This window comes from Paraburkholderia fungorum (assembly GCF_046026025.1).
Classification (GTDB): domain Bacteria; phylum Pseudomonadota; class Gammaproteobacteria; order Burkholderiales; family Burkholderiaceae; genus Paraburkholderia; species Paraburkholderia fungorum_E.
The window spans coordinates 25792-44392 of record NZ_JAQQFL010000001.1 but is presented as its reverse complement, the minus strand read 5'-3'; the positions used below and the strand labels follow the sequence as shown (position 1 = coordinate 44392).

General features: G+C 61.7%; 18 protein-coding genes and 1 tRNA gene. 10 read left to right on the top strand and 9 right to left on the bottom strand.

From position 1 onward, the window contains the following. Nucleotides 1-2: 2 nt before the first annotated feature. The 3 genes from cgtA to rplU all read right to left on the bottom strand — a co-directional run bounded on the left by cgtA (nucleotide 3) and on the right by rplU (nucleotide 1956). Entirely contained in the window at nucleotides 3-1127 is a 1125-nt protein-coding gene (gene cgtA, locus PQR67_RS00195; RefSeq protein WP_408452848.1) for an Obg family GTPase CgtA, read from the bottom strand. A 228-nt stretch (nucleotides 1128-1355) separates the two neighbouring features. Further along, nucleotides 1356-1619 carry a 50S ribosomal protein L27 gene (gene rpmA, locus PQR67_RS00190; RefSeq protein WP_007180330.1) on the bottom strand — a complete coding sequence of 88 codons (264 nt, stop codon included), beginning with the start codon at nucleotides 1617-1619 and terminating at the stop codon, nucleotides 1356-1358. 25 nt (nucleotides 1620-1644) lie between these two features. Next, on the bottom strand, nucleotides 1645-1956 hold the full coding sequence (rplU, locus tag PQR67_RS00185) for a 50S ribosomal protein L21 (RefSeq protein WP_007180329.1): 312 nt from the start codon (nucleotides 1954-1956) through the stop codon (nucleotides 1645-1647). A gap of 238 nt (nucleotides 1957-2194) precedes the next feature. On the opposite strand from rplU, the gene PQR67_RS00180 reads away from it, so the two are divergent. From PQR67_RS00180 to PQR67_RS00140, 9 genes are all read left to right on the top strand, one after another. Further along, nucleotides 2195-3187, top strand: a complete 993-nt coding sequence (locus PQR67_RS00180) for a polyprenyl synthetase family protein (protein ID WP_408452845.1) — start codon at nucleotides 2195-2197, stop codon at nucleotides 3185-3187. 49 nt (nucleotides 3188-3236) lie between these two features. Beyond that, nucleotides 3237-3313: transfer RNA gene (locus PQR67_RS00175), tRNA-Pro, on the top strand. 205 nt (nucleotides 3314-3518) lie between these two features. After that, the gene (locus PQR67_RS00170; RefSeq protein ID WP_408452844.1) at nucleotides 3519-4823 is read left to right on the top strand and encodes an HlyC/CorC family transporter; all 1305 of its coding nucleotides are present in this window, start codon (nucleotides 3519-3521) and stop codon (nucleotides 4821-4823) included. Between the two features lie 131 nt (nucleotides 4824-4954). Continuing rightward, complete coding sequence (locus PQR67_RS00165; RefSeq protein WP_408452841.1) at nucleotides 4955-6262, top strand: GspE/PulE family protein; 1308 nt, start codon at nucleotides 4955-4957, stop codon at nucleotides 6260-6262. Continuing rightward, entirely contained in the window at nucleotides 6259-7485 is a 1227-nt protein-coding gene (locus PQR67_RS00160) for a type II secretion system F family protein (RefSeq protein ID WP_408452839.1), read from the top strand. Before PQR67_RS00165 ends, PQR67_RS00160 begins: the two co-directional genes overlap by 4 nt. A gap of 27 nt (nucleotides 7486-7512) precedes the next feature. After that, complete coding sequence (locus PQR67_RS00155; RefSeq protein ID WP_408452836.1) at nucleotides 7513-8466, top strand: prepilin peptidase; 954 nt, start codon at nucleotides 7513-7515, stop codon at nucleotides 8464-8466. A gap of 3 nt (nucleotides 8467-8469) precedes the next feature. Next, nucleotides 8470-9072, top strand: coding sequence for a dephospho-CoA kinase (gene coaE, locus PQR67_RS00150; protein ID WP_408452834.1), 603 nt, complete (start codon nucleotides 8470-8472; stop codon nucleotides 9070-9072). A 202-nt stretch (nucleotides 9073-9274) separates the two neighbouring features. After that, nucleotides 9275-10030 carry a cell division protein ZapD gene (gene zapD / locus PQR67_RS00145; RefSeq protein ID WP_091798841.1) on the top strand — a complete coding sequence of 252 codons (756 nt, stop codon included), beginning with the start codon at nucleotides 9275-9277 and terminating at the stop codon, nucleotides 10028-10030. Nucleotides 10031-10131: 101 nt separating this feature from the next. Then, entirely contained in the window at nucleotides 10132-10329 is a 198-nt protein-coding gene (locus PQR67_RS00140) for a DNA gyrase inhibitor YacG (RefSeq protein WP_408452831.1), read from the top strand. A gap of 99 nt (nucleotides 10330-10428) precedes the next feature. On the opposite strand, the gene PQR67_RS00135 is transcribed toward PQR67_RS00140, so the two are convergent. The 4 genes from PQR67_RS00135 to secA all read right to left on the bottom strand — a co-directional run bounded on the left by PQR67_RS00135 (nucleotide 10429) and on the right by secA (nucleotide 15972). Then, nucleotides 10429-10851: an NUDIX domain-containing protein gene (locus PQR67_RS00135; RefSeq protein ID WP_408452828.1), complete on the bottom strand. Its 423-nt coding sequence runs from the start codon at nucleotides 10849-10851 to the stop codon at nucleotides 10429-10431. Beyond that, nucleotides 10848-11717 carry an ATP-binding protein gene (locus PQR67_RS00130; protein ID WP_408452825.1) on the bottom strand — a complete coding sequence of 290 codons (870 nt, stop codon included), beginning with the start codon at nucleotides 11715-11717 and terminating at the stop codon, nucleotides 10848-10850. Before PQR67_RS00130 ends, PQR67_RS00135 begins: the two co-directional genes overlap by 4 nt. Before the next feature lie 54 nt (nucleotides 11718-11771). Then, nucleotides 11772-13013 carry a bifunctional glutamate N-acetyltransferase/amino-acid acetyltransferase ArgJ gene (gene argJ / locus PQR67_RS00125; RefSeq protein ID WP_408452823.1) on the bottom strand — a complete coding sequence of 414 codons (1242 nt, stop codon included), beginning with the start codon at nucleotides 13011-13013 and terminating at the stop codon, nucleotides 11772-11774. 151 nt (nucleotides 13014-13164) lie between these two features. Beyond that, on the bottom strand, nucleotides 13165-15972 hold the full coding sequence (gene secA / locus PQR67_RS00120; RefSeq protein ID WP_408453783.1) for a preprotein translocase subunit SecA: 2808 nt from the start codon (nucleotides 15970-15972) through the stop codon (nucleotides 13165-13167). A gap of 290 nt (nucleotides 15973-16262) precedes the next feature. Here secA and PQR67_RS00115 point away from each other — a divergent pair, with 290 nt between their 5' ends. Further along, entirely contained in the window at nucleotides 16263-16748 is a 486-nt protein-coding gene (locus tag PQR67_RS00115; protein ID WP_408452820.1) for a DciA family protein, read from the top strand. Nucleotides 16749-16828: 80 nt separating this feature from the next. On the opposite strand, the gene lpxC is transcribed toward PQR67_RS00115, so the two are convergent. Both lpxC and PQR67_RS00105 read right to left on the bottom strand, forming a co-directional pair. Then, complete coding sequence (gene lpxC / locus PQR67_RS00110; RefSeq protein ID WP_408452817.1) at nucleotides 16829-17746, bottom strand: UDP-3-O-acyl-N-acetylglucosamine deacetylase; 918 nt, start codon at nucleotides 17744-17746, stop codon at nucleotides 16829-16831. A gap of 290 nt (nucleotides 17747-18036) precedes the next feature. Then, on the bottom strand, nucleotides 18037-18540 hold the full coding sequence (locus PQR67_RS00105) for a peroxiredoxin (RefSeq protein WP_408452815.1): 504 nt from the start codon (nucleotides 18538-18540) through the stop codon (nucleotides 18037-18039). Between the last annotated feature and the right edge of the window lie 61 nt (nucleotides 18541-18601).

The following is an 18601-nucleotide window of genomic DNA, read 5'->3' as shown; positions in this document are numbered from 1 at the left end:
TGTTACGACTGCGGGTCGATGCCGGAGTCGTCCGAAGCGGCAGCCGGTGCTTCCGGCTTCTCGCGGAAACGCACGTCGGCGGCGAGATCTTCGGCTTCGGCCGCGCGCTGCGCGTCCGAATGCGCGGCGATGTGGTCATACACCGCATAAACAAGACCTTCGCAACCCTGGCCGGTCAGCGCCGAGATTTCGAACACCGGGCCGTCCCAACCGAAGCCTTCGAGGAATGCCGACACCCGCGCTTCGCGCTCGTCTTCGGGGACCATGTCGAGCTTGTTGAGCACCAGCCACCGCGGCTTCTCATAGAGCAATTCGTCGTACTTGCGCAGCTCGTTGACGATCGCCTTGGCCTCCGCGACCGGGTCGACGGATTCGTCGAACGGTGCCAGGTCGACGATATGCAACAAGAGGCCGGTACGCTGCAAATGGCGCAGGAACTGGTGGCCGAGACCGGCGCCTTCCGCCGCGCCTTCGATCAGGCCGGGAATGTCGGCGATCACGAAGCTGCGGCTCGGCCCGACACGCACCACCCCAAGGTTCGGTGCGAGCGTGGTGAACGGGTAATCCGCGATCTTTGGGCGCGCGTTCGAGACCGACGAGATGAAGGTCGACTTGCCGGCGTTCGGCATGCCGAGCAAACCGACATCGGCCAGCACCTTCAGTTCGAGGCGCACCATGCGGCGCTCGCCGGGCTTGCCGTCGGTTTTCTGACGCGGCGCGCGGTTCGTACTAGATTTGAAATGCAGGTTACCGAGACCGCCCGCCCCGCCTTGAGCGATCTGCACACTCTGGTTGTGCTCGGTCAGGTCGGCGATCAGCTCGCCGGTTTCCATATCGCTGATGGTCGTACCGACCGGCATGCGCAGCGTGATATCGTCGCCGCCCTTGCCGTAGCAGTCCGCGCCACGGCCGTTTTCGCCGTTGCGCGCCAAGTGTTTTTTCGCGTAGCGGTAGTCGATCAGCGTGTTGATGTTGCGGTCTGCGACCGCAATCACGCTGCCGCCCCGGCCGCCGTCGCCGCCATCCGGGCCGCCGAACGGAACGAATTTCTCGCGGCGCATCGACGCGCTGCCATCCCCTCCGTCGCCGGCGATGACTTCAATCCTCGCTTCGTCAATGAACTTCATGCGTAACTCCGTCCCGTGATGTGCTGCTAGATGGTGCTGCTGGGTTGATGCTTTCAGATGATGCTATTTTGCCGCGCCCGCCGTGCGGTGGGCAATCGGCCGATCGGCTAACGACGCCGAAGTGGCCGTTCATCCGCTAATTCTTCGGACAAAAAGCGCTGCAATAAAAAAAGCCCCGCGAACTTCGCGGGGCCTTTTTCCGGTCCTGAAGCCCGTGCCTGAGTAAACTCAGACTGCTGCCGGGACGACGTTGACCATGTGCTTCTTCGCTGCGCCCTTCGTCGAGAAATTGACGTGGCCGTCCGTCAGCGCGAACAAGGTGTGATCCTTGCCGATACCGACGTTTTCGCCCGGGTGCATGCGCGTGCCACGTTGACGCACGATGATGCCGCCAGCGTTGATGGCCTGACCGCCGTAAACCTTGACGCCGAGACGCTTCGATTCAGAGTCGCGGCCGTTGCGGGATGATCCGCCTGCCTTTTTGTGTGCCATTTGATTTGCTCCTTAACCGTTGCGCTTACGCGTTGATCGCGTCGATGCGCAGTTCGGTATAGTTCTGGCGGTGGCCGCCATGCTTCTGGTAGTGCTTCCGGCGACGCATCTTGAAGATGGTCACTTTTGCGTGACGACCTTGCGACACGACGGTAGCCTTGACGGAAGCCCCACTGACCAGCGGCGTACCGAACTTAATCGATTCGCCTTCGCCCACTGCGAGAACCTGGTCGAGCGTGATTTCAGCGTCAATGTCTGCCGGTATCTGTTCTACTTTAAGTTTTTCGCCGACGGCAACTTTATACTGCTTGCCACCGGTTTTTATGACCGCGTACATTGAGAACCTCACTCTGTGTTCATTTTTCCCACGCACCGCGCGCGGAAACCCGTGATTATACATAGAGTTAGCTGCTCGGTCAAAACTCATTGAGAGTCACGGCGCGCACCGCCTGGCGCAGTGCCACCCGGCCCCGGTAGCGGCCCTGCCACGGCCCGCGTCACGTAGCGTCGCAGCCTGCGACCCGGAACTGTCGCGATTCGCCTTATAATTCGCGGCACTACCCAATTCAGCCATCATGTCGTCGACTGCCACCCCCTCCTCCAACGCCGCCAGCCTGCTCGCTCCGATCGCCGAAGACATGCAGCAGGTCAATCGCGTCATACGGCACCGTCTGGCGTCCGACGTGATGCTGATCAATCAGATCTCCGAGTACATCATCAGCGCCGGAGGCAAACGGCTGCGGCCCGCCCTGCTGCTGCTGGTAGCGGGTGCACTGGGCGAGACCACCGGGCATCGGCACGAACTGGCCGCAGTGGTGGAGTTCATCCACACGGCCACCCTGCTACACGACGACGTGGTCGACGAATCCGATCTGCGGCGCGGCCGCCAGACCGCCAACGCGCTGTTCGGCAATGCCGCGAGCGTGCTGGTCGGCGATTTCCTGTACTCGCGCTCGTTCCAGATGATGGTCGGCGTGGGCAAGATGCGTGTGATGGAAATTCTGTCCGAGGCAACCAACATCATTTCCGAAGGGGAAGTGCTGCAGTTGCTGAACATGCATGACGCCGACGTGGACGAAGCGCGCTACATGCAGGTGATCCGCTACAAGACCGCCAAACTGTTCGAAGCTGCGGCCCAGCTCGGCGCGGTCCTGGCCGGTTCGGACGCAAAAACCGAAGCCGCCGCGGCGGAATTCGGCCGCCGCATCGGCACCGCGTTCCAGATCATGGACGACTGGCTCGACTACACGGGCACCGCCGAATCCATGGGCAAGAACGCCGGCGACGATCTGCGCGAAGGCAAACCCACGCTCCCGCTGATCTATCTGATCGAACGCGGTTCGCCGGAACAGTCGGCGCTCGCACGGGAAGCCATCGAACAGGGCGGCACGGACCGTTTCGACACCATTTTCGAGGCGATCACACGCTCCGGCGCGCTCGACCACACGCTTGAGTGCGCGAAGCAGGAAGCGTTGGCCGCAGCTGCAGCAATTTCTTCGTTTCCCGATTCCATTTTCAAAGATAGCCTGCTAGAATTATGTTCTTACTCGACGGCAAGACAGTCTTGAACTGGACTGAAACACCGAATTAGTCTGAATCGAGTCTAGCAGTAGAAATCGGGGTGTAGCTTAGCCTGGTAGAGCGCTACGTTCGGGACGTAGAGGCCGGAGGTTCGAATCCTCTCACCCCGACCAGATTTGCCTTGTTAGTTCAAGGCTCGAAAAACCGCCCAGCTTGCTTGGCGGTTTTTTGTTTTTGGGTCGCAATTTTTAGCAACCGATGAGTGCTTTGCCGTTGCGGGCGATGGGTCGTAGGCATTCCAGATGCCATCCACACAACCGGTTCGCGCAGCCCCCTCTGCTATATTCTCTCCATCCCGTCCCCTACCCTTCACAACGCGTGGAACAACTTCCCTTATGGGCGCAGATCGGCGCTGTCTTTCTGCTACTTATCTGCTCCAGCTTCTTTTCGATTTCAGAAACGGCAATGATGGCGATCAACCGCCATCGCCTGAAACATCTTGCCAATCAGAACGCGCTCGGCGCGAAGACCACGCAGGGTCTTCTGGCGCACACCGACCAGTTGTTGAGCGTGGTCCTGATCGGCAACAATCTCTTCAACACGATCATTCCGGTGCTCACCACCTCGATCGCGTTGCATACCTTCGGCCGTAACAATGTGGTGCTGTCGATCGCGACCGGTATCGTCGCGTTCCTGATTATCGTGTTCGCGGAAATCACGCCGAAAATTGTGGGCGCGACGTTCCCCGAGAAGATCGCACTGCCGGCCAGCCTGCTGATCGCACCCATGATGCGAATCGGCAAGCCACTCGTCTGGTTCGTCAATCTGTTCGCGAACACGATCTTGCGAGTCCTGCATATCAACACCAAGGGTGCGCACGATCAGCGGCTTTCCACCGAAGAACTGCGCGCCATTGTGCTTGAATCGGGCAGCTTCATGCCGACCAAGCACCGCAGCATTCTGTTGAACCTGTTCGATCTCGAGAACATCTCCGTCGACGACGTAATGATCCCGCGCCGCCGCATCGAAGCGCTCGACTTCGACGCGCCGTTCGAACAGATCCTGCACCAGTTGGAAACCTGCTATCACAACAAGCTGATCGTCTATCAAGGCGACATCGACCGCGTGCTCGGCGTGCTGCACGTGCGCAAGACACTGGCTGCCCTGCACAACCAGGAACTGGAACGTGAGACGCTGCGCGAATTGCTTGCCGAGCCGTACTTCGTGCCGAGCGGAACACCGGTATTCCAGCAACTGCAGTACTTCCAGGAGAGCCGTCACCGTACGGCGCTGGTCGTGAACGAGTACGGTGAGTTGCAAGGGCTGGTCACGCCGGAAGACATCATCGAAGAGCTGATCGGAGAATTCACCACGTCGATTCCACGTAGCGCCAATTCGCGTGGCGGCTGGAACGAGAGCGGTGAATGTATCGTTGCCGGCAGCATGCCGTTGCGCGAACTGAACCGCTGGCTGCATCTCACGCTGCCGACCGACGGACCGAAAACGCTCAACGGGCTGATTCTCGAGATACTCGAAGACATTCCCGATGGCGACGTGTGCGTACAGATCGGGGAGGTGAAACTCGAGGTGATGCGTAGCGACGATCAGGCGATCCGCACCGTCAAGCTATTCAAGCCACCCAGCCGCGCGGGCGCGAAAGCCGTCAAGGCTGCACGCGGCTAGGCCCTGCACGCCCGTAGCATTGCATAGGTCCGCGATGCGCGCCATTGGCCGATTGGCCGAATGGTGGCGCCAGCGGCCTTACCGGATGATGAGGCCGTCGTGTTCTACAGGCGGCTCATCACCGGTCCCTCATGCAAGATTCTTTTCAACGCACGGCGTCGTTGCGGCCCGTCGCTGTCGATAGCGAAAGCTCCGTCAAACCCAGGCACAACAGCTTTGCGGCCGACGCAGCTGCCGGCGCCAATCTCAACCCGGGTCTCGCCGATTCCGATAACGCACCTGCCGTACGCCTGCTGACCGACACGTTGCAGGAGGCAACCCGCCGTAGTGCATCAGACTTGCATATCGAGCCGGCCGAGCGTGGTTGGCGCATGCGTTTGCGCATCGATGGCGTGCTACATGAAATCTCCCACCCTCCTGCGCATCTACGCGACGCATTCATCACGCGCGTGAAGGTGCTGGCACGCATGGATATCGCCGAACGGCGCGTGCCGCAAGACGGCCGGCTGCGAATTGCCACCTCACCCGGCCGCATCGAGGACTATCGCGTCAACTCGCTGCCTACCCTGTTCGGTGAAAAACTGGTGCTGCGCCGACTCGACGCGTTGCCTGCCGATCTTTCGCTCGACTCGCTCGGCCTCGACCCGCAACAACGTGCAGCAGTCGATGCCGCGATCCGCGCGCCGCATGGTCTCGTGCTTGTTACCGGGCCCACCGGCAGCGGCAAGACGCTTTCGCTGTACTGCTTCCTGCACATGCTCAACGACGCGGCGCGCAATCTGTGCTCGGTCGAGGATCCGGCGGAAATTCAATTGGCCGGTATCAACCAGGTGAGTGTGCGCGAAAAGGCCGGCCTGACATTCGCGTTGGCGCTGCGTGCGTTTCTCCGTCAGGACCCCGATGTGATCATGGTTGGCGAAATCCGCGATGACGAAACCGCCGACGTCGCCGTGAAGGCAGCGCAAACGGGACATCTCGTGCTGTCCACCTTGCATACGAACGACGCACCTGCCGCAATCGCGCGTCTGATCGACATCGGCGTCGAACCGTACAATCTGGCCGCCGCGCTAAAGATGGTGACGGCACAGCGACTGGTGCGGCGACTGTGCGCGGCGTGCCGCGCACCCGCGCCGCAATCAGCGGCGGCGTTGCGAGCAGCGGGCTTCACCGAAGATCACCTCGACGACTGGCAACCCTTTGGCGCCATTGGGTGCGCAGCTTGCCACGGCATCGGCTACCGCGGCCGCGTCGGCGTTCACCAGGTGATGCCCGTCTCCGATGCGATGCGCGAGTTGATCGTCACACGCGCAGGCACCCATGAGTTGGCTCGGCTCGCCCAGGCTGAACAGGTTGCCACCTTGCGCGACGCAGCCTTGGCGCGTGTGCGCGACGGCACAACGAGCCTTTCTGAAGCGCTGGCCGCCACCGAGGTCGCATGAGCACCGCCAGGCCCAATCAGTCAGCAGCCGATCTGCGCTTCAGATGGCGCGGTGTCGATGCCAACGGCTTTAAAAAAAGCGGCGCGCTCGTCGCGCCGGATGCCAGCGCCGCGCGAGCGATACTCAAACGCGACAATCTTTTCATCGTCGAATTGGCGGCCTGCGGGCCGGCACCTCGCCCCAAAACCCGCGTCGCCGACGTGACGATATTCACCCGCCAGCTTGCCAGTTTGCTGCGCGCCGGTCTGGCGCTCGCTCCCTCTCTCGAACTGCTGGCGCAAGCACAAAGCTCGCGCCGTCAAGGCATGCCGCGAATCGTCGGCGCGCTGGCGCGTGATATCACCGGCGGCCTGCGTTTTTCGGCGGCTTTGCGGCGACATCCAGCGCAGTTCAATGCGCTCTACTGCCAGCTCGTCGAGGTCGGTGAAGCGGCCGGCGCATTGGCCACGATCCTCGCCCGGCTCTCCGACGACCGTGAACGCGCCGCCGCGCAGCGTGCCAGGGTGCGCGCGGCGCTGACCTATCCGGTGGCCATCCTGCTGCTCGCCATGGCAATTACCGCGGCCTTGCTGATCTGGGTTGTTCCCACCTTCAAGCAGATCTTCGACGGTTTCGGGGCGAAGCTGCCTGCACCGACGCAATTCGTGCTGGCTTTATCCGCAGGCGCCGCGCGATGGAGCATTCCTCTGGTCGGCATGTTCTTCGCAGCGGGCTCGGCTGTGACATTTCTGCTGCGACGTTCCGAAGCAGCGCGCCTCCGGCTCGCGCGCGTATCGCTGATAATCCCGATCGCCGGTCCGTTGCTGCGCACCTTGTGCGCGGCGCGCTGGAGCCGCGCACTGGGCACCTTGTTGTCGGCCGGCACATCGCTCGCGGACGCGTTCGATTCACTGACTCACGCCACCGGCAACGCTTTCTTCGATCGCGCCACCGTGGAAATTGCCGCCCGGCTGCGGCGCGGCGAGCGGCTTGCCGCGGCAATGCGCGCGGCGCACTGCTTTCCACCAGAGGTCGTGCAGCCGGTTGCGGTTGCCGAGGAGTCGGGAGCGCTCGACACGATGCTGATCGATGTAGCGTCGCTCGCCGATCGTCAGGTAGACGAAAAGATCGGCACGCTCTCTGGCCTGTGCGAGCCCCTTGTCATCATCGTGCTGGGCACGCTGGTCGGCGGCCTCGTGATTGCGATGTATCTTCCCATTATTCAACTCGGCAACGTGGTGTAGCATCGCAGCCGAATCCCACCCTTTTACTTGCAGGTCACCATCCCGCTCGTGTCAGATAACTCTTCCAGCCTGCCTTCGGGTCTGCTTTCCGGTCTACTGTCCGGCCACTTTGCAACCGGTCTCGAACTCGCGTTCGGCAGCTTGCCCGGTGGCCTGCAAATCGCATCCGCGATCGTATTCGGCCTGGTAATCGGCAGCTTCCTGAACGTTGTGGTGCACCGGGTGCCGATCATGCTGGAGCGCGCGTGGCGCGAGGAGGTCAGCGAAGCGACCGAACAGCCGCTTGAAAGCGACGGCTTGCCCACCCGCTACAACCTGTGGGTGCCGCGTAGCGCGTGCCCTCACTGCGGCCACGTGCTCAGCGCTTGGGAAAACCTGCCGCTGCTGAGCTACCTGCTGTTGCGCGGGCGCTGCTCCGCCTGCAAGACACGCATCAGTCTGCGCTACCCGTTGCTCGAAATCGCCACCGCAGCGCTCGCAACAGGGGCGCTCGCGCTGTATGGGCCGACTGGCGCGGCACTCGCCGCCTTCGGACTATGCGCCGCGCTGCTGGCGATGAGTGCGATCGACATCGACACGCATTTGCTGCCCGATTCGATGACGCTGCCGCTCCTGTGGGCCGGCCTGATAGTGAACTTCAACGGCATGTTCGCGAGCCTGCACGACGCCGTGCTGGGCGCAATCTTCGGCTATCTGGTGCTGTGGGCCGTGCATTGGCTGTTCCGCCTGGTACGCGGCATCGAAGGCATGGGTTATGGTGATTTCAAATTGCTGGCCGCGCTCGGCGCATGGCTCGGCTGGGCGGCGCTGCCCCAGATCGTGCTGATCGCCGCGGTCACGGGCGCAGTAGTCGGTCTCGCGGCAACGTGGCGCGGCCGCATGCGCTTCGAGGAGCCGCTGCCGTTCGGGCCGTTTCTCGCAGCAGGCGGTGCTATTACGCTATTTCTCGGCACGCCGCTTTATCTGGCGTTGGGAGGCTGAAGCATGTTTGCTGTGGGATTGACCGGCGGCATCGGCAGCGGCAAATCGACCGTGGCCGACCTGTTCGCCGCGCACGGCGTACCGCTTGTCGACACCGACCTGATCGCGCACCGCATCACAGCGCCGCACGGCATCGCAATGCCGCAGATCGCCGCGGAGTTCGGCGATTCGTTCGTTGCCGCAGACGGCTCGCTCGACCGCGCCCGCATGCGTACGCTGGTATTCGGCGACGAGGGCGCGCGCAAACGCCTCGAGGGCATCACGCATCCGTTGATTCGCGCGGAGACCGAGCGTGAACAGCGTGAGGCGCAAGGGCCGTACGTGATCATCGTGGTACCGCTGCTAGTGGAATCGGGAAACTGGAAGACGCGCGTGAATCGCGTGTTGACGGTCGATTGCAGCGTCGACACGCAAATCTCGCGCGTGATGAGCCGCAACGGCTTCACCCGGGAACAGGTTCTGGCGATTATCGCCCGCCAGGCGACGCGCGAAGCACGTCTCGCCGCAGCCAATGATGTCATCGACAATGACAACGTGCCGCTCGACGAACTCAAGGCGCGCGTCGACGCGCAGCATGGCGTGTATCTGTCGCTAGCGAACGTATGAAAATACGCGGGTCGTGATGTGCCGCGGTCAAAGATTTGTAAAACTTTGCGGTGGCGCGCGAACCGAAGCACGCCGAAAACCGCTCGAAACGCGTGAAAAAAATTGCGAAAGCACGCTGAAAAAGTGCGTGATTGCTAGGGTAGTCTCACGGCATTAGAATGTTCTGCATTCCTGTCACCGACCACGCCCGAGGCGAGCCCGCTTGATCCTTTACGAGTATCCCTTCAACGAGCGAATCCGGACGCTATTGCGCCTCGAAGATCTGTTCGAGCGCTTCACGTTCTTTCTGACTCAGGAAGACGCCCGGGAACACCACGTCGCACTGACAACGTTGTTCGAAATCTCAGAGGTGGCGGGTCGCGCGGATTTGAAGTCCGATCTGATGAAGGAGCTCGAGCGCCAGCGGCAAACCCTGGCGCCGTTCCGGGGCAATCCGGGCATTGAGCAAAACGCGCTGGAGGCGGTGCTGGGAGAAATCGAGCAAACCTTGGCGGGGCTTTCACAGATGCAGGGTAAGACCGGCCAGCATCTGGCAGACAACGAGTGGCTCGCCAGCATCCGTAGCCGCGCAATCATTCCGGGCGGCACCTGCAAGTTCGATTTGCCTTCGTACTATGCCTGGCAGCAGATTCATCCCGATCAGCGTCGGCAGGACATCGCCAAATGGGTCACGCCGCTGCTGCCCTTGCGCGATGCGGCAACGATCGTGCTGCGTCTCGCGCGCGAATCGGGTCAGGCGTCCAAGGTCATGGCTATGCAGGGTAGCTATCAGCAGATGCTGTCGGGCCGTTCATACCAGCTGATGCAAGTACGCGTGGCGCCTGAATTGCGGGTAATTCCCGAGGCCAGCGCTAACAAGTACATGCTCTGGGTGCGATTTACCGTGCAGGACGGCGATCTGCGTCCGCGCGCGGTGGATGTCGACGTACCCTTCCAGCTCACGCTGTGCAGCCTGTAACATTCATCCTTTAGAACCGAACCGCGGGCCGCGCCTTTAAAGGGGCAAAAAATGCCCCTATATTCATTACTTGTTCCGTTTCCGATCGACTGCCAGACCGTATGCCTACCGTCGTCAAATGCCCCACTTGCGGGAAGGATGTCCGCTGGACTCCTGAAAACCGATTCCGCCCGTTCTGCTCAGACCGCTGCAAGCAGACCGATCTCGGCGCCTGGGCCGCTGAGAAGTACAAGATAGGCGGCACGGAGGAAGAAACGCCGCCGGATGAGTCGCCTGGTGGGGATTACAACCCGCACTGAGTGCTGTACAAGGCTGCAGAGGCACGCAGCAAAGGCGTGTCGCAACCTCGCGGGGCAACATTGCTCACGCAACGCCGCCGGCAACCGCGCGCCGTCTTTCTAATTTTGCTCAGCCGCGAGCCATTCCAGCACGGGAATCGTCGCCGGCAACAACGGCGAAACCTCAGCCGGCAGCCTCTGCCAGACAAATGCCTGGCCTTCGCGGCCGTGCGGCTCGCCGGCCCACTCGGTCACCTTGCAAAAGAACAGCCGCACATAGGCGTGCGGATAGTCGTGTTCGAGCGTGTGCCAAAGATGGCTCGCCTTGACGTCGATACCCAGTTCCTCGTGCAACTCACGGGCTAGTGCGGCCTCGACCGACTCGCCCGCCTCCAGCTTGCCACCTGGAAACTCCCAGTACCCTTCGTACGGCTTGCCGGCCGGACGCTGCGCCAACAGATAGTGCCCATCGGGCTGAATCAGCACGCCCACGGCCACTTCCGTCACCGGGCGGCCCGCCGCATTCTTCGACGCGTCGCTCATGCGGGGGCTTTCCGGCCAGACCAGTCGCGCGCAAATTGCCACGCGACACGCCCCGAGCGCGATCCGCGCTCCAGCGCCCACACAAGCGCATCGCCGCGCGCGGCCTCGACTTCCGCGTCATCGCAGCCGAAATGGCGCAGCCAGTGGCCGATGATCGACAGGTAGTCGTCCTGCTTGAACGGATAGAAGCTGACCCACAGCCCGAAGCGCTCGGACAGCGAGATCTTCTCTTCGACCAGTTCGCCCGGATGAATCTCCCCGTCGGACGTGTGCTTGTACGTCTCGTTGTCGCTCATGTACTCGGGCAACAGGTGGCGGCGGTTGGACGTTGCGTAGATCAGCACGTTGTCTGACTGCGCGGCGATCGAGCCGTCGAGCGCGACCTTCAGCGCCTTGTAGCCCGATTCGCCGTCTTCGAACGACAGGTCGTCGCAGAACACCACGAAGCGCTCCGGCCGCTGCGCGATCAGATCTACGATGTCGCCCAGATCGTGCAAATCGTCTTTATCCACTTCGATCAGACGCAGGCCGTCTTTCGCATAGGCGTTCAGGCAAGCCTTGATCAGCGACGACTTGCCGGTGCCGCGCGCGCCCGTCAGCAGCACGTTGTTGGCGGGCTGATTGTGCACGAACTGACGCGTGTTCTGCTCGATCAATCCCTTCTGGCGATCGATGTTTTGCAGATCGTCGAGTGTGATCGACGAGATCGCTGGAACCGGCTGCAGATAACCGCGCCCCTGCCGTTTGCGCCAGCGAAAGGCGACCGCCGCCGACCAGTCGATTTCCGGATGGGCAGGCGGAAGCATCGCTTCGAGGCGGACGAGCACGGCTTCGGCCCGGGTCAGAAACTGTTCGAGTTTATCCATGACTGTGAGATAAGCGGCCAAAGCGGCAGCCGAAGCGCCGCGTAATGAACCTGGTTACGAACGGTAGTCGGCGTTGATGCTCACGTAGTCGTGCGACAGATCACAAGTCCAGATCGTGGCTTGCGCATTGCCGCGGCCGAGTACGACACGAATGCCGATCTCGCTCTTTTTCATGACGCGCTGGCCGTCTTCCTCACGGTAGGCCGGATTGCGGCCGCCGGCAGTGGCGACCAGCACGTCGTCCAGATACAGATCGATTTTGCCGACGTCGAGATCGTCCACGCCGGCATAGCCGATGGCCGCGAGAATGCGGCCGAGATTCGGGTCCGATGCATAGAAGGCCGTCTTCACGAGCGGCGAGTGGCCGATCGCATACGCGATCTGGCGGCATTCGCCGACGCTCGAGCCGCCTTCGACATGCACGGTCATGAATTTGGTCGCGCCTTCGCCGTCGCGCACGATCAGTTGTGCGAGGGCCTGGGCGGCATCGGTCACCGCGTCGCGCAACGCTGCATAAGCGGGCGAGTCGGTGGACGTGATCGCCGGCAGGCTCGATTGGCCCGAGGCGATCAGGATGAAAGAATCGTTGGTGGACGTATCGCCGTCGATCGTGATGCAGTTGAACGAACGGTCAGCCACGTGCTTGACCAATGCGTCCAGCACCGGTTGCGCGACGGTGGCGTCGAACGCGAGGAAACCGAGCATGGTGGCCATGTTCGGCTTGATCATGCCGGCGCCCTTGCTGATGCCGGTGAGCGTGACTGTGTGCCCCTCGACCGTGACCTGGCGCGAGACGGCCTTCGGTAACGTGTCCGTGGTCATGATCGCCTGGGCCGCGTCGTACCAGTTGGCTTCCTTGCGGTTCGCCAGCGCAGCCGGCAGACCCGCCTTCAGACGATCGACCGGCAGCGGTTCCAGAATCACGCCCGTCGAGAACGGCAGAACCTGTTCCGGCGTGATGTCCGCGAGACGCGCAAGCTCGGCGCAGGTCTCGCGCGCAGCGACGAGGCCCGGTTCGCCCGTGCCCGCGTTCGCGTTGCCGGTGTTGATCACCAGCGCGCGAATCGGCTTGCCGCCTGCACGCACGCGCTCCAGATTCTCGCGGCACACCGTGACGGGCGCAGCGCAAAAGCGGTTCTGCGTAAACACGCCGCCTACCGTCGCTCCAGCGCCCACGGAAATGACCAGCACGTCTTTGCGGTTCGGTTTGCGGATATTCGCCTCTGCCCAGCCCAGCGTGACGCCGGCGACAGGGTGGAGTTGAGCGGGATCGATCGAAGGGAAATTGACAGCCATGGTCGCGACCTGTCGAAGAAAATGCCGGCAGACGCCGGCATCGATGGAAACGGAAACTGATGGTTCGAACGCGTTGCCGAACCACCGCGAAATCACCAGCAAAGCACTGCGTAAAACGAAGCGGCGCGCTTGAAGCGCGCCGCCTTCGCCATTATGCGATCCTACCGTGACACTGCTTGTACTTCTTGCCGCTGCCGCACGGGCACGGGTCGTTGCGGCCCACCTTCGGCACGCTGTCCGCGCTCACGTCAGCCACAGCGTGCGACGAGCCATGGCTCATCGCCTCACCGATCATCGCGGCGGTGGCCGCTTCCGCAGCGGCAGGCGCTGCGGCTGCCGCCTCGGCAAATTCGGCATGACGGAACTCGACGTTCTCGAGGTGGCTACCCTGCTCTTCGTACTGCTCGGCGGCCTGTTCCAGCTGTTCCGGCGACTGGATCTGCACGTTCATCACCACACGCGTGACTTCGAGCTTCACGGCGTCGAGCATCGCGGCGAACAACTCGAACGCCTCGCGTTTGTATTCCTGCTTCGGATTCTTCTGCGCATACCCGCGCAGGTGAATACCCTGACGCAGGTGATCGAGCGCGGCCAGATGTTCGCGCCAGCTACGGTCCAGCGTTTGCAGCATGATCGAGCGTTCGAACGCGCTGAACGACTCGCGGCCGACCTGTTCGACCTTCGACTCATACGCTTCGTCCGCAGCGGCTTCGACCGCTTCGAGAATCTCGTCCACACTGATCGAATTCGACTCGTTGATCATTTCCTGGATCGCGAGGTCGAGCTGCCATTCGTTACGCAGCACTTCCTCCAGCTCAGGCACTTCCCACTGCTCTTCAATGCTGCCGGCCGGCACGAACTGGTGAACGATATCGGCGATCACACCATGACGCATAGCGCCGATGGTTTCGGTGATGTCGTTCGCTTCGAGCAGTTCATTACGCTGCTGATAGATCACTTTGCGCTGATCGTTCGACACATCGTCGTATTCGAGCAATTGCTTGCGAACGTCGAAGTTGCGCGCTTCAACCTTGCGCTGTGCCGATTCGATCGAACGCGACACGATGCCAGCCTCGATCGCCTCGCCTTCCGGCATCTTCAGGCGGTCCATGATCGCGCGCACGCGATCGCCCGCAAAAATGCGCAGCAGCGGATCTTCCAGCGACAGATAGAAGCGCGACGAACCCGGGTCGCCCTGACGGCCGGCACGGCCGCGCAACTGGTTGTCGATCCGGCGCGATTCATGGCGTTCGGTGCCGATGATATGCAGACCGCCCGCGGCCTTCACCTGGTCGTGCAGCGCCTGCCATTCGTCGTGGAGCTTCTGGATGCGGCTTTGCTTGTCTGCGTCAGAAAGCGTTTCGTCCTGCTCGATGAAGGACGCCTGCTTTTCGGCGTTGCCGCCGAGCACGATGTCGGTACCGCGACCGGCCATGTTCGTGGCGATCGTGACGCGCTTCGGACGGCCCGCTTCGGCAACGATCTCCGCTTCACGCGCATGCTGCTTGGCGTTCAGCACTTCGTGCGGCAACCCGGCCTGCTTCAGCAGATGTGACAGCAGTTCCGAATTTTCGATCGACGTCGTACCGACCAGTACCGGCTGACCGCGCTCGTGGCAATCGCGAATGTCGCGGATCACCGCGTCGTAACGCTCTTTTGCGGTCTTGTAGATCTGATCCTGCTTATCGAGACGCTTCGGCGGACGGTTGGTCGGGATCACGACCGTTTCGAGACCGTAGATCTCGTTGAATTCGTACGCTTCGGTATCGGCCGTGCCGGTCATGCCGGACAGCTTTGCGTACATGCGGAAGTAGTTCTGGAACGTGATCGACGCGAGTGTCTGGTTCTCGCTCTGGATCTTGACGTGTTCCTTCGCCTCAACGGCCTGGTGCAGACCGTCCGACCAGCGGCGACCCGACATCAGGCGGCCGGTGAATTCGTCGACGATCACGACTTCGCCGTTCTGCACGACGTAGTGCTGATCCTTGAAGAACAGCGTGTGCGCGCGCAGTGCGGCGTACACGTGGTGCATCAGCGTGATGTTCTGCGGCGCGTACAGGCTTTCGCCCTCGCCGATCAGGCCCCACTCGGAGAGCAGACGCTCGGCCTTTTCGTGGCCCGATTCGGTCAGGAAGACCTGACGGCCTTTCTCGTCCAGCGTGTAATCGCCCGGCTTTTCGACGCCGGTGCCATCCGCCTTCTCTTCGCCGATCTGACGTTCGAGCAGCGGCGGCAGCGCATTCATGCGCACGTAGAGTTCAGTGTGATCTTCGGCCTGGCCGGAGATGATCAGCGGCGTACGGGCTTCGTCGATCAGGATCGAGTCGACCTCGTCGACCACCGCGAAATTCAGGGCTCGCTGCACACGCGCGTCGGTCTCGTAGACCATGTTGTCGCGCAGGTAGTCGAAGCCGAATTCGTTGTTGGTGCCGTAAGTGATGTCAGCGGCGTACGCTTCCTGCTTCGCGCCATGATCCATCTGCGACAGGTTGATGCCGACCGACAGACCGAGGAAGTTGTACAGCCGCGCCATCCATTCAGCGTCGCGCTGGGCAAGGTAGTCGTTGACCGTGACGACGTGCACGCCGCGCCCGGACAGTGCGTTCAGGTACACCGGCAGCGTGGCGACGAGCGTCTTGCCTTCGCCGGTGCGCATTTCGCCGATCTTGCCGTAATGCAGGACCATGCCGCCGATCAGCTGCACGTCGAAGTGGCGCATCTTCAGCACCCGCTTGCTGGCCTCGCGGCACACCGCGAAGGCTTCCGGCAGGAGCTTGTCGAGCGACTCGCCACTCGCGACACGCTGGCGGAATTCACCCGTTTTGGCGCGCAGTTGGTCGTCCGTCAATTGCTCGATCTGCGGTTCGAGCGCATTGATCGCCGTGACGGTCTTTTGATATTGCTTGACTAGCCGCTGGTTACGGCTGCCAAAAATCTTCTGTAGAAAACCGGTGGTCATCGGATCGGTGTCTGCGTCGCGGCTTCGGCTGGTTCGCGGCGTGCGGTTCATGCACGTGCGCTCCGGGGTCGGAAGGGCCTCGGCGGCTTAGTCCAAGAGTGAATTCGAATCGGGCATTTTAGCACGCGCCCCCGCCCGCGCCTGTGTCAGCGGCGCGACGGCGGCAAGGCACAGAAAGCCCGCCGCAGCGACTTTCGACAGCAAGCATTGAGGCGGGTCCGCGTGCATCCCGCGCGGTACAATCGCGGCGTGAGCGCACATCGGGTGCGAACACGCCGTCACAGTCAAACATGAGCCGTTTTCCGTCCTTTTCAAGGCCGCCGCCCCAGCAGTTCAAGGCGCGCCGCCCGCAACCCGTCGCCGAAGTGCTGAAACGCACCGATGCGTTCGCGGCCCTGCGCGCGGGCGTCGAACAGATTGCGGCGCTAGAAAAGGATTTACGCGAGCTGTTGCCGGATTATCTGGCCACCAGCGTGGAGCCGAGCTTCATCAAGGAAGGCGTACTGGCCCTGTTTGCCGCACACAACGCGCTGGCCGCCCGCCTACGTCAGATTGAGCCACGGCTGCTGTCGGATTTGCAGCAGCGCGGGTGGCCGGTCAACGCGCTGCGAATTCGCGTACGGCCGCAGCCGCTGAAGGACCCGCCACCGGTCAAGCAGGCGCGCATGACCCCGGCTGGCGCGGACGCACTGCACGCGCTATCCGAATCGCTCGCGCCCTCGCCGCTGCAGGAAGCTTTGGCGAAAATGGCAGCGCGGCATCGGCGAAATCGCTGAACAAAAAATAAGCGGCCCATCGGGGCCGCTTATTTTTCATCCATTCGCTTCGGAAATTTCATCCGAAGCCACTACGCAAATTACGCAAACGCCGTCTGCGTTTCGTACGCAAAGCCGCGCGGTGCTTTCTGCTTATCGTCGAAGGTGACGATTTCGTACGAATCCTCATGCGCCAGCAGCTCGCGCAGCAGCGCGTTGTTCAAGCCGTGACCCGACTTGTACGCCGTGTACGACGCCAGCAACGGATGGCCGATAACGTACAGGTCGCCGATCGCATCGAGCATCTTGTGCTTCACGAATTCGTCGTCGTAACGCAGCCCGTCGTTGTTCAGAATGCGGTATTCGTCCAGCACGATGGCGTTATCCATACTGCCGCCGCGCGCCAAACCGAGTTCGCGCATCATCTCCACTTCATGCGCAAAGCCGAACGTGCGCGCACGGGCAATTTCCCGCACATACGACGTATTGGCAAAATCCACTTCCAGTGCCTGGCCGGTTTTATCCACTGCCGGGTGACGGAAATCGATGGTGAATTTGAGCTTGAAACCGAAATACGGATCGAGACGCGCGAATTTATCGCCGTCACGAATTTCGACCGGCTTGGTGACCTTAATGAATTTCTTCGGCGCGTTCTGTTCTTCAATACCGGCCGACTGAATCAGAAACACAAACGAGCCCGCGCTGCCGTCCATGATCGGAATTTCTTCAGCGGTGACGTCGACATAAAGATTGTCGATGCCGAGGCCCGCGCATGCAGACATCAAATGCTCAACGGTCGACACGCGCGCGCCGTCTTTCTGCAACACGGAAGCCAGACGCGTATCGCCAATCGCCATCGCCGACGCAGGAATATCCACCGGCGTGGGCAAATCCACGCGCGAAAACACGATGCCGGTATCCGGCGCCGCCGGGCGGAGCGTCAAGTCGACCTTGCGGCCGGAGTGCAGGCCGATGCCGACTGTCTTGACGATTGATTTGATAGTGCGCTGCTTCAACATGGTGATCTTCTATTCGATTGAAAATCCCAATCGGGACTTTTTATTCCATAGCGCGAAGTATACTCCAATACCCTAAGGAGCGTCGTTACACGGAACGTATCAATCTGTTTCGCTGCATTACCCATTGGGCGCCCGTCAGGGAAAGCGTGACGGGCCGATGTCCGGAACGGAGGCGTTTCCAGTCATCGGCCCGCGTAACGGCCTGTCACAAAAGCGTCTTATGTGCCGTTGCCCTGATACAACGCGGTGACCGCGCAGGTTCGGGAAAACGGCATGAAACGCAATCGCGACTAGCTCAACGTAGCGAGGATACTCTTTGCATCGCTGACTTCGAATTTGCCGGCAGCCTCGACGTTCAACGTCTTGACCACGCCGTCGTCGACAACCATTGCGTAGCGCTGGGAACGGATTCCCATGCCGCGCGCCGACAAATCCTGCTCAAGACCGAGCGCCCGCGTGAAAGCCGCACTGCCATCCGCCATCATGCGCACCTTGCCCGAGGCGTGCTGATCGCGTCCCCACGCGCCCATTACGAACGCGTCGTTGACGGACACACACCAGATCTCGTCGACGCCAAGAGCGCGCAACTGCTCGGCATGCTCGACGTAACCCGGTACATGTTTGGCCGAACAGGTCGGCGTGAACGCGCCCGGCAACCCGAAGATCACCACGCGCTTACCCGCCGTCTGCTCACGCACGTCGAAGCTGTTCGGCCCCAGCGTGCAACCCGCCCGCGCGTCTTCGACAAACTCGAAGAGCGTCGCGTCGGGCAGCTTCTCACCTGTTTGAATCATGCTCAGTCCTTTGCATCGATGCGAAGCACGCTCGCACGTTATCGTGTCGCAGTGAATTCAG

Excerpts from the sequence above, each read along its gene's own strand:
- PQR67_RS00115 (WP_408452820.1), top strand. The coding sequence starts at position 16,263 with ATGAGCCGTTTTCCGTCCTTTTCAAGGCCGCCGCCCCAGCAGTTCAAG.
- PQR67_RS00105 (WP_408452815.1), bottom strand. The coding sequence starts at position 18,540 with ATGATTCAAACAGGTGAGAAGCTGCCCGACGCGACGCTCTTCGAGTTT.
- rpmA (WP_007180330.1), bottom strand. The coding sequence starts at position 1,619 with ATGGCACACAAAAAGGCAGGCGGATCATCCCGCAACGGCCGCGACTCT.
- PQR67_RS00135 (WP_408452828.1), bottom strand. The coding sequence starts at position 10,851 with ATGAGCGACGCGTCGAAGAATGCGGCGGGCCGCCCGGTGACGGAAGTG.
- PQR67_RS00165 (WP_408452841.1), top strand. The coding sequence starts at position 4,955 with ATGCAAGATTCTTTTCAACGCACGGCGTCGTTGCGGCCCGTCGCTGTC.
- cgtA (WP_408452848.1), bottom strand. The coding sequence starts at position 1,127 with ATGAAGTTCATTGACGAAGCGAGGATTGAAGTCATCGCCGGCGACGGA.
- PQR67_RS00130 (WP_408452825.1), bottom strand. The coding sequence starts at position 11,717 with ATGGATAAACTCGAACAGTTTCTGACCCGGGCCGAAGCCGTGCTCGTC.
- coaE (WP_408452834.1), top strand. The coding sequence starts at position 8,470 with ATGTTTGCTGTGGGATTGACCGGCGGCATCGGCAGCGGCAAATCGACC.
- secA (WP_408453783.1), bottom strand. The coding sequence starts at position 15,972 with ATGACCACCGGTTTTCTACAGAAGATTTTTGGCAGCCGTAACCAGCGG.
- rplU (WP_007180329.1), bottom strand. The coding sequence starts at position 1,956 with ATGTACGCGGTCATAAAAACCGGTGGCAAGCAGTATAAAGTTGCCGTC.
- lpxC (WP_408452817.1), bottom strand. The coding sequence starts at position 17,746 with ATGTTGAAGCAGCGCACTATCAAATCAATCGTCAAGACAGTCGGCATC.
- argJ (WP_408452823.1), bottom strand. The coding sequence starts at position 13,013 with ATGGCTGTCAATTTCCCTTCGATCGATCCCGCTCAACTCCACCCTGTC.
- PQR67_RS00160 (WP_408452839.1), top strand. The coding sequence starts at position 6,259 with ATGAGCACCGCCAGGCCCAATCAGTCAGCAGCCGATCTGCGCTTCAGA.
- PQR67_RS00140 (WP_408452831.1), top strand. The coding sequence starts at position 10,132 with ATGCCTACCGTCGTCAAATGCCCCACTTGCGGGAAGGATGTCCGCTGG.
- PQR67_RS00180 (WP_408452845.1), top strand. The coding sequence starts at position 2,195 with ATGTCGTCGACTGCCACCCCCTCCTCCAACGCCGCCAGCCTGCTCGCT.